Annotated in this window: 11 protein-coding genes; 7 read left to right on the top strand and 4 right to left on the bottom strand. The window is 63.7% G+C overall.

The genetic code is table 11. The annotated features are described in order from the left end of the window. Nucleotides 1-312 precede the first annotated feature (312 nt). The 5 genes from nifV (at nt 313) to nifM (ending at nt 4,032) form a co-directional block, all read left to right on the top strand. Nucleotides 313-1,581, top strand: coding sequence for a homocitrate synthase (gene nifV / locus Thiosp_RS17330; protein WP_201068370.1), 1,269 nt, complete (start codon nt 313-315; stop codon nt 1,579-1,581). 144 nt (nt 1,582-1,725) lie between these two features. Then, on the top strand, nt 1,726-2,280 hold the full coding sequence (locus tag Thiosp_RS17325; RefSeq protein ID WP_201068369.1) for a hypothetical protein: 555 nt from the start codon (nt 1,726-1,728) through the stop codon (nt 2,278-2,280). A gap of 102 nt (nt 2,281-2,382) precedes the next feature. Beyond that, entirely contained in the window at nt 2,383-2,739 is a 357-nt protein-coding gene (gene nifW / locus Thiosp_RS17320) for a nitrogenase-stabilizing/protective protein NifW (RefSeq protein ID WP_201068368.1), read from the top strand. Next, nucleotides 2,723-3,184 (top strand): nitrogen fixation protein NifZ, encoded by a 462-nt coding sequence (locus Thiosp_RS17315; RefSeq protein WP_201068367.1) that lies wholly within the window; start codon nt 2,723-2,725, stop codon nt 3,182-3,184. The genes nifW and Thiosp_RS17315 overlap by 17 nt, the downstream gene beginning before the upstream one ends. Beyond that, nucleotides 3,181-4,032, top strand: a complete 852-nt coding sequence (nifM, locus tag Thiosp_RS17310) for a nitrogen fixation protein NifM (protein ID WP_201068366.1) — start codon at nt 3,181-3,183, stop codon at nt 4,030-4,032. Before Thiosp_RS17315 ends, nifM begins: the two co-directional genes overlap by 4 nt. A 52-nt stretch (nt 4,033-4,084) precedes the next feature. Here nifM and Thiosp_RS17305 read toward each other — a convergent pair whose 3' ends face one another. Then, nucleotides 4,085-4,852 carry a hypothetical protein gene (locus Thiosp_RS17305; protein ID WP_201068365.1) on the bottom strand — a complete coding sequence of 256 codons (768 nt, stop codon included), beginning with the start codon at nt 4,850-4,852 and terminating at the stop codon, nt 4,085-4,087. Here Thiosp_RS17305 and hrpA point away from each other — a divergent pair. Beyond that, nucleotides 4,819-8,808 (top strand): ATP-dependent RNA helicase HrpA, encoded by a 3,990-nt coding sequence (gene hrpA / locus Thiosp_RS17300; RefSeq protein WP_201068364.1) that lies wholly within the window; start codon nt 4,819-4,821, stop codon nt 8,806-8,808. The genes Thiosp_RS17305 and hrpA overlap by 34 nt on opposite strands. A 112-nt stretch (nt 8,809-8,920) precedes the next feature. Here hrpA and Thiosp_RS17295 read toward each other — a convergent pair whose 3' ends face one another. Next, nucleotides 8,921-9,757 carry a hypothetical protein gene (locus tag Thiosp_RS17295; protein ID WP_201068363.1) on the bottom strand — a complete coding sequence of 279 codons (837 nt, stop codon included), beginning with the start codon at nt 9,755-9,757 and terminating at the stop codon, nt 8,921-8,923. Nucleotides 9,758-10,002: 245 nt separating this feature from the next. On the opposite strand from Thiosp_RS17295, the gene Thiosp_RS17290 reads away from it, so the two are divergent. Continuing rightward, nucleotides 10,003-11,505 carry a phosphomannomutase gene (locus Thiosp_RS17290; protein WP_323696573.1) on the top strand — a complete coding sequence of 501 codons (1,503 nt, stop codon included), beginning with the start codon at nt 10,003-10,005 and terminating at the stop codon, nt 11,503-11,505. 123 nt (nt 11,506-11,628) lie between these two features. Here the strand turns inward: Thiosp_RS17290 and Thiosp_RS17285 are convergent, their stop codons facing one another. Together Thiosp_RS17285 and ihfA are read right to left on the bottom strand one after the other, a co-directional pair. Then, on the bottom strand, nt 11,629-12,033 hold the full coding sequence (locus Thiosp_RS17285; protein WP_201068362.1) for a MerR family transcriptional regulator: 405 nt from the start codon (nt 12,031-12,033) through the stop codon (nt 11,629-11,631). After that, complete coding sequence (gene ihfA / locus Thiosp_RS17280; protein ID WP_201068361.1) at nt 12,014-12,313, bottom strand: integration host factor subunit alpha; 300 nt, start codon at nt 12,311-12,313, stop codon at nt 12,014-12,016. The genes Thiosp_RS17285 and ihfA overlap by 20 nt, the downstream gene beginning before the upstream one ends. Nucleotide 12,314: the final 1 nt, after the last annotated feature.

Here is a 12,314-nt window from a genome sequence, read left to right as displayed (position 1 = left end):
TCCAGCGGTTGGTCCAGGATGGAACAGAGTTAGTGGGGCGCGCTTGCAGTCAAGCCAACAAAGCACGCGGCTGGGTTGTCGTAAAGAGTCCAACAGTCGCTATGGTCCTATGTTAAGTGATTGAAGCGGAAGCTTCATTAGAAATGGCATTGGATTTGCTTGCCTTAGCATTGTCCGGAAGCAAACTCAGTCTCCGGAGAAGGCGCCGCCGCCGATGGCCAAGTCCACCGGTCGCTTGGTCGGTAACACCCCGCCGCGGCGGGCGCCGTTGTGGCACCTCAGGTGTCCGAGGCTCTGCTGGAGGGCTCCCCAATGACCAGGCACCCGACTCACGCTATTCCGCCGGCCGTGGCGCCGAGCGCGGTCTGCATTAACGACACCACCCTACGCGACGGCGAACAGTCCGCCGGGGTGGCCTTCTCGCTCGATGAGAAACTCGCCATCGCGCGCGGGCTCGACGCCCTCGGCGTGCCCGAGCTGGAAGTCGGCATCCCTGCCATGGGCGAGGAGGAGCGCGCGTCCATCGCGGCGGTCGCGGGGCTTGGGCTGAATGCGCGTCTGATGGTCTGGGCGCGCATGGTCGAGCAGGACATTATCGCCAGCTGCGGTCTGCCGGTGGAGTTGATCGACCTGTCCATCCCGGTGTCTGATCAGCAAATCGCGCGCAAGCTCGGGCGCGATCGCGACTGGGTGCTGCGCCAGATTCGCACCCTGGTGCCGCGGGCGCTCGACGCCGGCTTTCAGGTCGGCGTCGGCTGCGAGGACGCTTCGCGCGCTGATGCAGATTTTCTCCGCCAGGTGGCCGAGACTGCCCAGGCGGTCGGTGCTCGGCGGGTGCGCTACGCCGACACCCTGGGGATCATGGACCCTTTTGGTATTTTCGACGCGATTCGCGCCCTGCGCTCCCATTGCGACTGCGAGATCGAGATGCACGCCCATGATGATCTTGGCATGGCCACGGCCAACACCCTGGCGGCGGTGCGCGCCGGTGCCACCCATGTCAACACGACAGTCCATGGCCTGGGCGAGCGCGCTGGCAATGCCGCGCTTGAGGAGGTCGCGATTGGCCTCAAGCATGTGCATCGCTGCGCGACTGGCATTGATTTGAGCCATTTCGAGACGTTATCGGAGCTGGTGGCGACCGCCTCCGGCCGGCCTGTTGCCTGGCAGAAGAGCCTGATCGGTGCCGGCGCCTTCACCCACGAGGCGGGCATCCATGTCGATGGGCTGATGAAGGACTTGCTCAATTACCAGGGCATCGACCCGGCCGAGCTCGGGCGAGCCCATCGCATGGTGTTGGGCAAGCATTCTGGCCGCCATGCTCTGGTCCGGGCCTATGCCGAGCAGCTCAATACCTCGCTGACGGCGGAACAGGCGACCAGCCTGCTCGCGCGTGTTCGCCGCTTCGTCACCGAGCACAAGCGCTCGCCCGAGACCGGCGATCTGCGCGGTTTTCTGTCGGAGATTGATCTCAGCGCCAGTCCCGCGATGAGCCCGGCCGCTTGCCCTGCCATCAGCCCAGTTGGTAGCTCCGTTGTTAGCCCAGCGGCTAGCCCCTTAGCTAGCCTGAGATTGCAGTGAACGGGCCATCGTCCTAAGGATGCGCGAGGATTCAATAAACCCCACACATGGGGATCTTGGATTCGCGCGGCATGATCCGAAATCGGTCGCGTAATGCGGCGTCGGCGCTTGCGTCGACTGACCCATGGTTACTGGAGTAAAGGCTTGGATTTACTGGATTTCACTGGGCAGGATCTCTACTTCGACACCCCGTTGCCGGCGGAGGTGGATGCCCTGCTGGAGGGCGCGGCCACCCAATACGGCAGCGATGGCGGCGCCAGTGCCGAGCCAGCGCTGTTGCGAGCCTATTTTCTGGCACCTGAGAATCTTTCCGTGCTGGTGGCGCTGTATCGCTACTATTACTACCAGCACCGCCTGGAGGATGCGCTTGTTGTCGCCGAGCGCGCCATCGGTCTGAGTGCTCGCGAGCTGGAGTTGGACGAAGGCTGGGAAGCGCTTGATGAGGCCAGACTGCGTCAGATCGGCGAGCGCTCAATGGCGCTGACGCGCTTTCTGCTGCTCGCGCTCAAAGGCGCCGGCTACCTGGAACTGCGCCTCAACCGTGGCCCCGATGCCCTCGCGCGCTTCGAGAAGCTCGATGTGCTCGACAGCGACGGTCGCCTTGGAACCGACAGCCTGCTGCGCATGGCGCGCAGCCTGGTCACCGAACAGCGCATTCAGAACGCTGGCGATAATCTGCATGTGTTGCGCCGTCAATGATGGATCTGCCGAGACCGAGCGCAAAGAGTGACAAGCCGGAATATTTAACCTCTTAGTTCTAACCACTGATCACCAATCACTCACTGTTAAAAGGCACCTCCCATGTCCAATCAACTCAACACGCTTGATGAATTCGACCTCGACGATCTCGATGAACTCGAGAGCGCCGAGGACTTTCTCGACTACTTCGGCATTGCTTACGATGCTGCTGTGGTGCAGGTGAATCGGCTGCATATTCTGCAGCGTTTTCATGACTATCTCGCCGAGGTCGAGACCATGCCGACGCAGGCGCAAGCGCGCTTTGATCTGCATCGAGACCTGCTGCAGGGCGCCTATCGCGATTTCGTCCGCTCTGATGCGCAGACCGAGAAGGTGTTTAAGGTCTTCAAACAGCATCAGCCAGTGACCGTGGGTCTGGATTCGCTGCTCGGCCAGTTGCCTCATGCGCCCGCAGTATGACTATGGCGACGAGGTGCGGGTGATCCGCCACCTGCGCAACGACGGCACCTTTCCCGGTAAGGATCGCGGCACCCTGCTGATCCGCCGCGGCAGTACCGGCTATGTGCGCGATGTCGGTACCTTTTTGCAGGACCAGATCATCTACAGCGTGCACTTCGTCGAGCAAGACCTGGTCGTCGGCTGCCGTGAGCAAGAGCTCCAGCCGGCGGCGGATTTTTGGGTCGAAAGCCGCTTCGACACCCGCGACAAGGTACGCGCTAATCTGACCTTGGCCAGCGCCGGTCGCGTGCTGGTGGAGGAGGGCAGTATCGGTGAGGTCGTCAAGGTGCTGCGCGGCGAGCGCGAACTGCTCGGCTACCATGTCCAGTTCCCCGGCGCCAACCTGCTGCAAGTGCCGGAGTCCGCGCTCGAGGCGGCCGAGCCGGTCGCGGAGGCGATGACATGAGTCGCCCCCCGCGCCCACTAGAGTATCGCCACCATCTGCTGCGCGCCGCGGCCGATCAATTCTCCTGCGGTCTTGCCGCGCTCACTGAGGAACAATGGCCGCAAGTCGAGGCACGCGCCGAGCAGAGCTTCGCGCTCGAGACCCTGGTGCTCAGCGCCCCTGAGGCCCAGGCTGTTTGCATCCCCGATGATCAGGTCGAGCAGGCGCTTGCCGCTGTGCGCGCGCGCTATGCCGACGAGCAAGAGTTCACCGAAGAGCTGGCCCTGAACGGCCTTGAGATCAGCGTGCTACGTCGTGCCCTGCAGCGCGAGCTCAGCTTCGACGCCGTCATCCGCGCCGTCGGCGCTCGCCATGCGCCTGTCACCGAAGCCGACGAGCAATTGTTCTACGAACTGCACACCGAGCGCTTCAGCCAGCCCGAGACCCGAGCCGCACGCCATCTGCTGATCACCGTCAACGAAGATTATGCCGAAAACCAGCGCGCCGCCGCCCGCGCGCGCATCGAAGCGCTGGCCGAAGAGACCAAAGGCAATGATGTCGACGCCTTCGCCGAACTCGCCCGCCGTCATTCCGAATGCCCCACCGCGCTCGAGGACGGCCGCCTCGGCACCATGACCCCAGGCCAACTCTATCCGGCGCTCGACACCGCGCTCTTCGCGATGGCACCAGGCGAGGTCAGCGCCGTGCTGGAATCGCCGCTCGGCTTCCATCTGCTTTTCTGCGAGGCCGTCACCCCCGCCAAGACCGTGCCCTTCGAGCAAGCCCGCGAGCGCATCCGCCAAACACTGACCGACCGCCGCCAGCGCGAAACCCAGAAAGCCTGGATTGCCGAGCTGCGCTCGCGCTAGCCGCCACCATCTCCCCCCGCCCCTCGGAACCGGAAACGAGCGCGAGGCGACCTCAGTTCCCTTGGATTTGGTCGACAATATCGCGCATCTGAGGATTCTCGAGCAGTTTGCGAATGCTCGGGTGGTTGCGCAGGGTTTCGAAATCACGGTTGGCGATCGCGCGCATCAATTCATCGTCAGCAAGCACCTCGCGCATGGTCGGATTTTCCTCCAGCGTCATGATGCTGCCGAGCAGGCCGCTATTGCCCGCAATGTCCTTTTGAATTGACTCGATGCGCTGATTATTGACCGCCGCCGCAGCTGAAGTCTCGGCGCTGGTGCCGGCGGCACCGGACGGCTTCAGGCTACGAATCTGCTCCGCATCGATCTCGATCGTGCCCAAGGTCCGCGAACGAATGCGGTAACTCCGCCCGTCGCTGCTTAGGACTTCACCGGTGATCAGACTGCCGTCCTCAAGCTCGATGCGGCTTTCCCCGGCAAACAGCTTGCCAGAGGTTGCCAGCCACACCGCCATAAGCAGCACCGTTCCTATCGTCAGCATGCCTGAGGGTTGCAAGTTCATGCTTTTCATCGTCTGATTCTCCTGGATTATGAATGGCAGGCCGCTCGGTCGGCTGCCGAGCTGCGACCGGGTGGCCGGGATCATGAGCTTACGCAGTTGCTCAATTGCTGGTTGCCGCTGCCAGTGACCAGTGCGCGCGTTGCATAATAAGGGTTTCGGTGCCATCTCCCCGAGCGCATCTCCCCGAGCACCTCTCCCGGCTAAGCTGACTCCTTCCTTTTGCCATGGACGGAAACCCCAACGCAACCCGTATTCCAACCCAAGCCGACCTGGCCTGCTGTCTGCTGCGTGATCGGCATCGGCTGCGCAGGCGTCTGCAAGGGTTCAGCAAGCGAGCAGAGAAGCGCGATCAGGTAGCCTCCCAGGCGGACTTGGAGGATATCCGCCGCGCGCTCGAGCGCTCCCAATCTATCGTTGAGCAGCGTCGTCAGCTTGCTCCCGCAGTCATTCATTATCCACCCGAGTTGCCGGTTAGCGAGCGCCGCGAAGAGGTCGCCGCGCTGATCAAACAGCATCAGGTGATTGTGCTGTGCGGTGAGACGGGCTCGGGCAAGTCGACCCAATTACCGAAAATCTGCCTGGAGCTCGGACGCGGGCTGTTCGGGCGCATCGGTCACACCCAACCGCGGCGTATCGCCGCGCGCTCGCTGGCCAGTCGCATCGGAGCCGAATTGGATGCGGAACTGGGCGGCCTGGTCGGCTACAAGGTGCGCTTTCATGATCGGGTGCGGCCGGAGACGCGCATCAAGCTGCTGACAGACGGCATGCTGCTGGCCGAGATTCAGCAGGATCGCTGGCTGAATGAATACGACACCCTGATTATCGACGAGGCGCACGAGCGCAGTCTGAATATCGACTTTCTGCTCGGGGTGCTTAAGCAGCTGTTGCCGCGGCGCCCGGAGTTGAAGCTGATTGTCACCTCGGCGACCATCGACCCGCAGCGTTTCGCGCGTCATTTTGCGGATCAGGATGGCCAGGGTGCCATCAGGCCCGCGCCCATCATCGAGATCTCCGGGCGCACCTATCCAGTCGAGACCCGCTATCGCCCGCCTGCCGAGGAGCATGCCGGCGAACGTGACGAGGCGATGCAGACCGCTATCTCAGAGGCGGTGTCCGAGCTCGCGCGCGAAGGGCCGGGCGATGTGCTGGTGTTCCTGTCCGGCGAGCGCGAGATTCGCGAGACCGCCGAGACCTTGCGCAAGCATCATCCGCCGGCGACCGAAATCCTGCCGCTCTATGCCCGCCAAGGGCCGGCCGAGCAGGCGCGGGTTTTTCAGCCGCACGGCACCCGCCGGGTGGTGCTGGCGACCAATGTCGCCGAGACCTCGCTGACCGTGCCGGGGATTCATTACGTGATTGATCCCGGCTTCGCGCGCATCAGCCGCTACAGCCATCGCACTAAGGTGCAGCGGTTGCCGGTTGAGCGCATCGCGCAAGCCTCGGCCAATCAACGCCAGGGCCGTTGCGGGCGCATTGCGAATGGTGTCTGCATCCGGCTTTACGACGAGGACAATTTCCAGGCGCGCGCCGAGTTTACCGAGCCTGAGATTCAGCGCACCAACCTTGCCGCCGTCATCTTGCAGATGAAGCTGCTCGGCTTCGGGGCCATTGAGCGGTTTGCGTTTCTCGACGCACCCGACAGCCGGCTCATCAACGACGGTTACCGCACGCTGGAGGAGTTGGCCGCGCTCGATGCCCAGGGCCAGCTGACGCCGCTCGGTAAACAGCTCGCGCGCCTGCCGGTCGACCCGCGCATCGGTCGGCTGCTGCTCGCCGGCGCCGAGTACCATTGTCTGCGCGAAATCCTGATCATCGCGGCTGCTTTGAGCGTGCAGGACCCACGCGAGCGGCCGTTCGATAAGCAGCAGGCCGCTGATGAAATCCATGCCACCTTCCGCCATGAGGACTCGGATTTTCTGGCGTTTTTGAATCTGTGGGGTTTTCTCGAATCCGAGCGCCGCAAGCTCTCCCGACGCAAATTCCAGAACTTGTGTCGGCTGCATTTTCTGTCTCCGACCCGGGTGCAGGAATGGCGCGACATCCACGCGCAGCTGCGCGAGCAGCTGACCGAAATGGGTTTCCGGGAGAACGAGGCCGAGGGCAGTTATGAAGAAATCCATCGCGCGCTGCTGACCGGGCTGCTCAGCAATATCGGCTTCAAGGACGAACAGCGCGAGTATCAGGGCGCGCGCAACAGCCGGTTTTACATCCACCCAGGCTCAGGGCTGTTCGAGAAGGCGCCGAAGTGGATTCTGGTCGCCGAGCGGGTCGAGACCACCAAGCACTACGGCCGCACCGTCGCCAAGGTGCAGCCCGCCTGGATCGAAGCCACCGGTGCCCATCTGATTCAGCGCAGTTACTTTGAGCCGCACTGGCAGGCGCGCGCCGGGCAGGTGGCGGCTTTCGAGAAGGTGACCCTCTATGGCCTGACCCTGGTGCCCAAACGGCGCGTCAACTATGGTCCCATCAACCCGGCCGAGGCGCGCGAGATTTTTCTGCGTTTCGCGCTGACCGAAGGCGACTTCGACACCCGCGCGCCTTTCTGGCGTCACAATGCCGAGCTGATCGAATACGTCCGTCATCTGGAGGCCAAATCCCGCCGCCGCGACATTCTGGTCGATGACGAGGCGATTTACGCCTTCTACGATCAGCGCGTGCCGAGCGGCATCTACTCCAAGCCGCAGTTCGAGCGCTGGCTGCGCCGGGCGGCACAAAAACAGCCCAAGCTGCTGCACATGAGCATGGCGGATGTGATGCACCCTGATTTCAATCGGGACGCCGCCGGCATCACCGCTGAGGCCTTTCCCGATGCGCTGCGCGTCGGCGCCAGCGAGCTGCCGCTGGAGTATCACTTCGACCCTGGCAACCGCGCCGATGGGGTCACCCTGGTGCTGCCGCTGCCGCTGATCAACCAGGTGGCGCCCGAGAGATTGGAATGGTTGGTGCCGGGATTGTTGGAAGAGCGCATCACCGCGCTGCTGCGCGGTCTGCCCAAGCCGATCCGCAAGGCGCTGGTGCCCATTCCCGACACCGCTGCCAAGCTCGCGGCGCGCTTGCAGCCCAGTGAGCGACCGCTGATTCAGGCACTGGGCGAGGAGCTCAAGGCCCTGACCGGCCAGGTCATCCCGGAAGATGCCTGGGATGAATCCGTTGCACCTGAGCACCTGCGCATGAAGGTGCGGCTGATCGACCAGGATGGCCGCGCGGTAGCGACCGGTGAGGACCTGATCGCGCTCAAGCGCCAGCACGGTCAGGCCGGTGGTGCGCGCTTCGCCGAAATCCCCAGCGCCGGGCTGGAGCGCGAGGGGTTGACGCGCTGGGACTTCGGCGAGCTGCCCGAGCAGGTTGATCTCACCCGCGGTGGCATCCGCCTGCGCGGCTATCCGGCGCTGGTCGATGAGGGCAAGAGTGTCGCGGTGCGGGTGTTGGACTCCGAGGCCAGCGCCGCGCAAGCGATGCGCGCCGGATTGCGCCGGCTAATCATGTTGCAGCTCGCCGGTGATATGCGTGCGCTGCGCCGCCAGTTGCCGGGTCTTGATCGGATGCGCTTGCAATATGCCAAGGCGCCGGTGGGCGCATCGCGGGGGACGCCAGAGACAGGACGGAAGGCAGGGCAGTGGACACCCGCCGATCTTGCCGACGAGCTCGTTGGTTTGATTCTGGACCTGACCTTTCTTGAAGACCAAGCGACGCCGCGCAACCGGAGCGCTTTCGAAAAGCGTCTCGCCGCAGGCAAGCCGCGTCTGTTCCCGACCTCAAACGAGGTCAGCACCCTGGCCGGCGATATCCTCGGTCGTTATCAGAGCCTGCGCAAGCAACTCGCCGGAATCACCCAGATCAACTGGCTCGACTCGGTGCGCGACATGCAGGGTCAGCTCGATGCGCTGGTGTTCAAAGGGTTTCTGCAGCAGGTGCCGTTCAGCCAGCTCAAGCACTATCCGCGCTATCTCACAGCCATCAGACAGCGAGCCGAGAAGCTGTCGCACGCCGGCGGGCGTGATCGCAGTCTGCTTGCGGAACTGACCCCACTGCTCGAGCAATGGCGCGAGCGTCAGTCGGCCGCCGAGGCGGCGGGTCGTGATGATCCCAGGCTGGATGAAATCCGCTGGATGCTCGAGGAGTTGCGGGTCTCTTTCTTTGCCCAGCCGCTCGGTACCGCCTATCCGGTGTCGGTCAAGCGGTTTAAGGCGCGTTGGCGGGAGCTGGGGCTGTAAACCGGGGCGGGAACTGGAGCTTCAGTCCCGGGGGACACAGTTGCGGAAGGGGTGCGCCGCCCGGAACGGGCCGGGCGGCGGCACGGATGACGAAAGCCGTCGCGGCGGACGGTTATTCAGTCGCAGCCGGGGCTTCGGCGGGCGCCTGGGCAGGCGCTGGCGGGGCCATCATGCCGGGGCCCGCCATCGGACCGCCATAGCCGGGACCGTGATAGGGGCAAGGCTTGCCCGGGTTGGGGCAGCGATGCGGCTTGGCCCAACCGCGACCCATCCCAGGACCGGGGCGGCCGGCGCCCGGACCCATGCCGTTAGGACCGGGGTAGCTTGGCATCTCGCCAAAGTCCGGCATTTCGCCGAAATCCGGAATCTCGCCCATGTCGGGTATCTCGCCGATCACGTTCTCGATTGCTTCGCGTTGCTCTTTGTTGAGCGCATCCATGGTCTCGCGGAACTTCTCAAAGCGTGCCTTCATTTCCTTGCGACGCTCTTCAGCGGCTTTCCAGGGCGGCATCTCGGGCAGCTCGATCCCATGCTCGGCGGCGCGGTTGCGGGTCTCCTGCCAGCGCTTTTCACGCAGCGCAGCGCGCTCCTCGGCGGTGATCCATGGCGCATAGTCAGGTGAGGGCATGCCTCTGCGTTCGCCGGGCTCCCATGGCGGCATCTCTGGCATCTCGAAGCCGAGCTGGTCAGCCTGCTTACGTAGTTCTTCGTAACGGCGCTCGCGCTCTTCGGCCATCTGCTTGTGGCGCTCCTCCATGCGGGCGATGATCGCATCCGGAGATTCCGGAGCGGCCATCGGCGCCGGCGGGGCAGGAGGCGCTGGCAGGGCGGGGGGCGCAGGCGGTGTTGGTGCGGCAGCAGCGGTGTCGCTTGCCAGCGCGCCCTGGGACAGGCCCAGGACGGCGGCCGTGATACTTGCAACCAAAATAGCGTTGGTTCTTCGGATCATCGGGTCACTCCGTTTCGTTGCTTGTCGTTATCGGTGGTGAAAAATTGCTTGTTGCTGTCGTCCGGGTCCCGGTTGCCGACCCGGCATGCGCGACCATAGCACGGTTCCACTGAGTATTGAAAAAGAACATGAACGCGGCCGTAATCTGTCGACAGCGACACTGAATGGATGGGAAGGGCAGGCAGGCGCGCGCTGCTGTTGGTAATATCGGTTCCTATGATAAGGAGTCGCCGGGCGACGGCGGCATGATTGAGCGGGAGAAGGCCATGCAGATTGGCGATTTGATGATGACCTCGGGGGTAAAGTTTGGCACCAGTGGCGCGCGTGGGCGGGTGGCGGACATGACGGATGCTATCTGTTACAGCTACACGCGCGGGTTTCTCGGCCATCTGTTTGAGAGCCATGGGCTGCAGGGCGGTGACCAGGTCGCCCTGGCCGGTGACTACCGCGACAGCACCGGGCGCATTCTCGCCGCCTGCGCCCAGGCAGTGCGCGATGCCGGCTGCGAGCCGCTGTATTGCGGGCGTATCCCGGCGCCGGCGGTCGCTGCCTTTGCGTTCGCCCGCAGCATGGCGAGCATCATGGTGACCGGCAGCCATATTCCCGACGATCGCAACGGCATTAAATTCAATCTGCCCGCCGGTGAGATCTTGAAAGACGACGAGGCCGGCATCGCGCATCAGCCGGTAATCATCCCGCCCGGGGTTTTTACCGACGCCGGCGCTTTCCAGAGCGGCGCCCCGCCGCTGCCGCCACTGATGGATGACGCGCAGGCGGCTTACCGGCAACGCTTTCTCGACTTTTTCCCCAGCGACTGTCTTTCCGGCTTGCGCATCGGCCTCTACGAGCACTCCACCGTTGCCCGCGATCCGTTCTACGAGATTTTGTCCGGACTTGGGGCGCAGGTCACCAAGCTTGGCTTCTCCGAGCGTTTTGTGCCGGTGGACACTGAGGCCATCCGTCCCGAGGATTGGGTTCTAGCCCGCGACTGGTGCGCTGGCGGTGATTTTGACGCCCTGGTATCGGCCGATGGCGACGGCGACCGGCCGCTGTTGGCCGATGCTAGCGGCAACTGGCTGCGCGGCGATGTGGTCGGCATCCTGTGCGCGCGAGCGTTGGGCGCCGAGGCCATCGCCACACCGGTCAGCTGCAACACGGCTGTTGACCGCATGGCTGATTTCTCGCGTGTTTTCAGAACGCGCATCGGTTCGCCTTATGTGATCGCCGGGATGAAAACCCTGATCGACGAAGGCTACCGCCCGGTGGTCGGCTATGAGGCCAATGGCGGTTTTCTGATCGCCTCCTGCATTGAGCGTGACGGGCGTCTGCTCCCGGCCTTGCCCACGCGCGACGCAGCCATTGTCGCCGTTGCCGTGCTAGCCGATGCGAAAGCACGCGGATTGTCGCTGGCGCAGCTGCACGCGGACCTGCCGTCGCGCTTCACCGAGAGCGACCGCATCAAGGAGTTTCCGCTCGAGCTAGGTCGCGAGCGCCTGGGCGCCTTCAATCGCGGGGACCAGGAGGCGGATCTCGTGGCCTTCAACCAGGCGTTTGGCGATCACTTCGCACCAGCAGTCGCGATCGATCACACCGACGGGGTTCGCGCCAGCCTGAGCAATGGTGAGATTCTCCATTTGCGTCCGTCCGGTAATGCACCGGAGCTGCGCGCCTACACCGAGGCCGACAGTGCCGAGCGCGCGGCGGAGATGAATCGCCGCTGCATGGGGGTGCTGCAGAGCTGGCTGTAATTCACCAGCGCGGGTTCGGGGTGCCAGGCTGGAGCGCCCGGCGCTGGTGGCGGTGTCGCTCGCAATTTCAGCGAAACTGCTTGTTGATCGTGGCCTTTCGACCTTCCTGAACTGAGGTTCCTCTTAGCCGTGACCCACGCGGCGCTTGAGGGTGAGCAGGACTTCCTCGAGCTCGGTGCGGACCTGGCGGATGATCTGAGAGCTGTGGGAGACGTCCTGCTTTGCGGTGTCGCTTGAGAGCTGCTGGCGGGCGCCGCCGATGGTGAAGCCGTGGTCGTAGAGCAGGCTGCGGATCTGGCGCACCATGAGCACATCGTGGCGCTGGTAGTAACGCCGGTTGCCGCGACGCTTGACCGGCTTGAGCTGGGGGAATTCCTGCTCCCAGTAGCGCAGCACATGGGGCTTGACGTCACACAGCTCGCTCACCTCACCGATGGTGAAGTAGCGCTTGCCGGGAATCGGCGGCAGTTGCTCGGTGCCTTTGCCTTCGGCACTGCTGCTTTCGGCGTTAATGCTCGGTTCCGACATAGGCTTCTACCCGCGACTTGAGTTTTTGCCCCGGGCGGAAGGTGACGACCCGCCTGGCGGTGATGGGGATTTCCTCCCCAGTTTTGGGGTTGCGGCCCGGCCGCTCCCGTTTCTCGCGTAGGTCGAAGTTGCCGAAGCCGGATAACTTTACCTGCTCGCCGCGCTCGAGAGCACTGCGGATTTCCTCAAAGAACATTTCCACAACGTCCTTGGCCTCGCGTTTGTTGAGCCCAAGTTCTTCGTAGAGATGTTCCGCCATATCGGCTTTGGTGAGTGCCATG

The sequence above is a fragment of the Thiorhodovibrio litoralis genome (genome assembly GCF_033954455.1).
Taxonomy (GTDB): domain Bacteria; phylum Pseudomonadota; class Gammaproteobacteria; order Chromatiales; family Chromatiaceae; genus Thiorhodovibrio; species Thiorhodovibrio litoralis.
This window is presented reverse-complemented; position numbering and strand designations above follow the sequence as displayed.

Bases quoted from the DNA above. Each gene is read 5' to 3' on its own strand.
- Thiosp_RS17295 (WP_201068363.1), bottom strand. From the start codon at position 9,757: ATGATCCGAAGAACCAACGCTATTTTGGTTGCAAGTATCACGGCCGCC.
- nifV (WP_201068370.1), top strand. From the start codon at position 313: ATGACCAGGCACCCGACTCACGCTATTCCGCCGGCCGTGGCGCCGAGC.
- nifW (WP_201068368.1), top strand. From the start codon at position 2,383: ATGTCCAATCAACTCAACACGCTTGATGAATTCGACCTCGACGATCTC.
- hrpA (WP_201068364.1), top strand. From the start codon at position 4,819: ATGGACGGAAACCCCAACGCAACCCGTATTCCAACCCAAGCCGACCTG.
- ihfA (WP_201068361.1), bottom strand. From the start codon at position 12,313: ATGGCACTCACCAAAGCCGATATGGCGGAACATCTCTACGAAGAACTT.
- Thiosp_RS17285 (WP_201068362.1), bottom strand. From the start codon at position 12,033: ATGTCGGAACCGAGCATTAACGCCGAAAGCAGCAGTGCCGAAGGCAAA.
- Thiosp_RS17290 (WP_323696573.1), top strand. From the start codon at position 10,003: ATGATTGAGCGGGAGAAGGCCATGCAGATTGGCGATTTGATGATGACC.
- Thiosp_RS17315 (WP_201068367.1), top strand. From the start codon at position 2,723: ATGCGCCCGCAGTATGACTATGGCGACGAGGTGCGGGTGATCCGCCAC.
- nifM (WP_201068366.1), top strand. From the start codon at position 3,181: ATGAGTCGCCCCCCGCGCCCACTAGAGTATCGCCACCATCTGCTGCGC.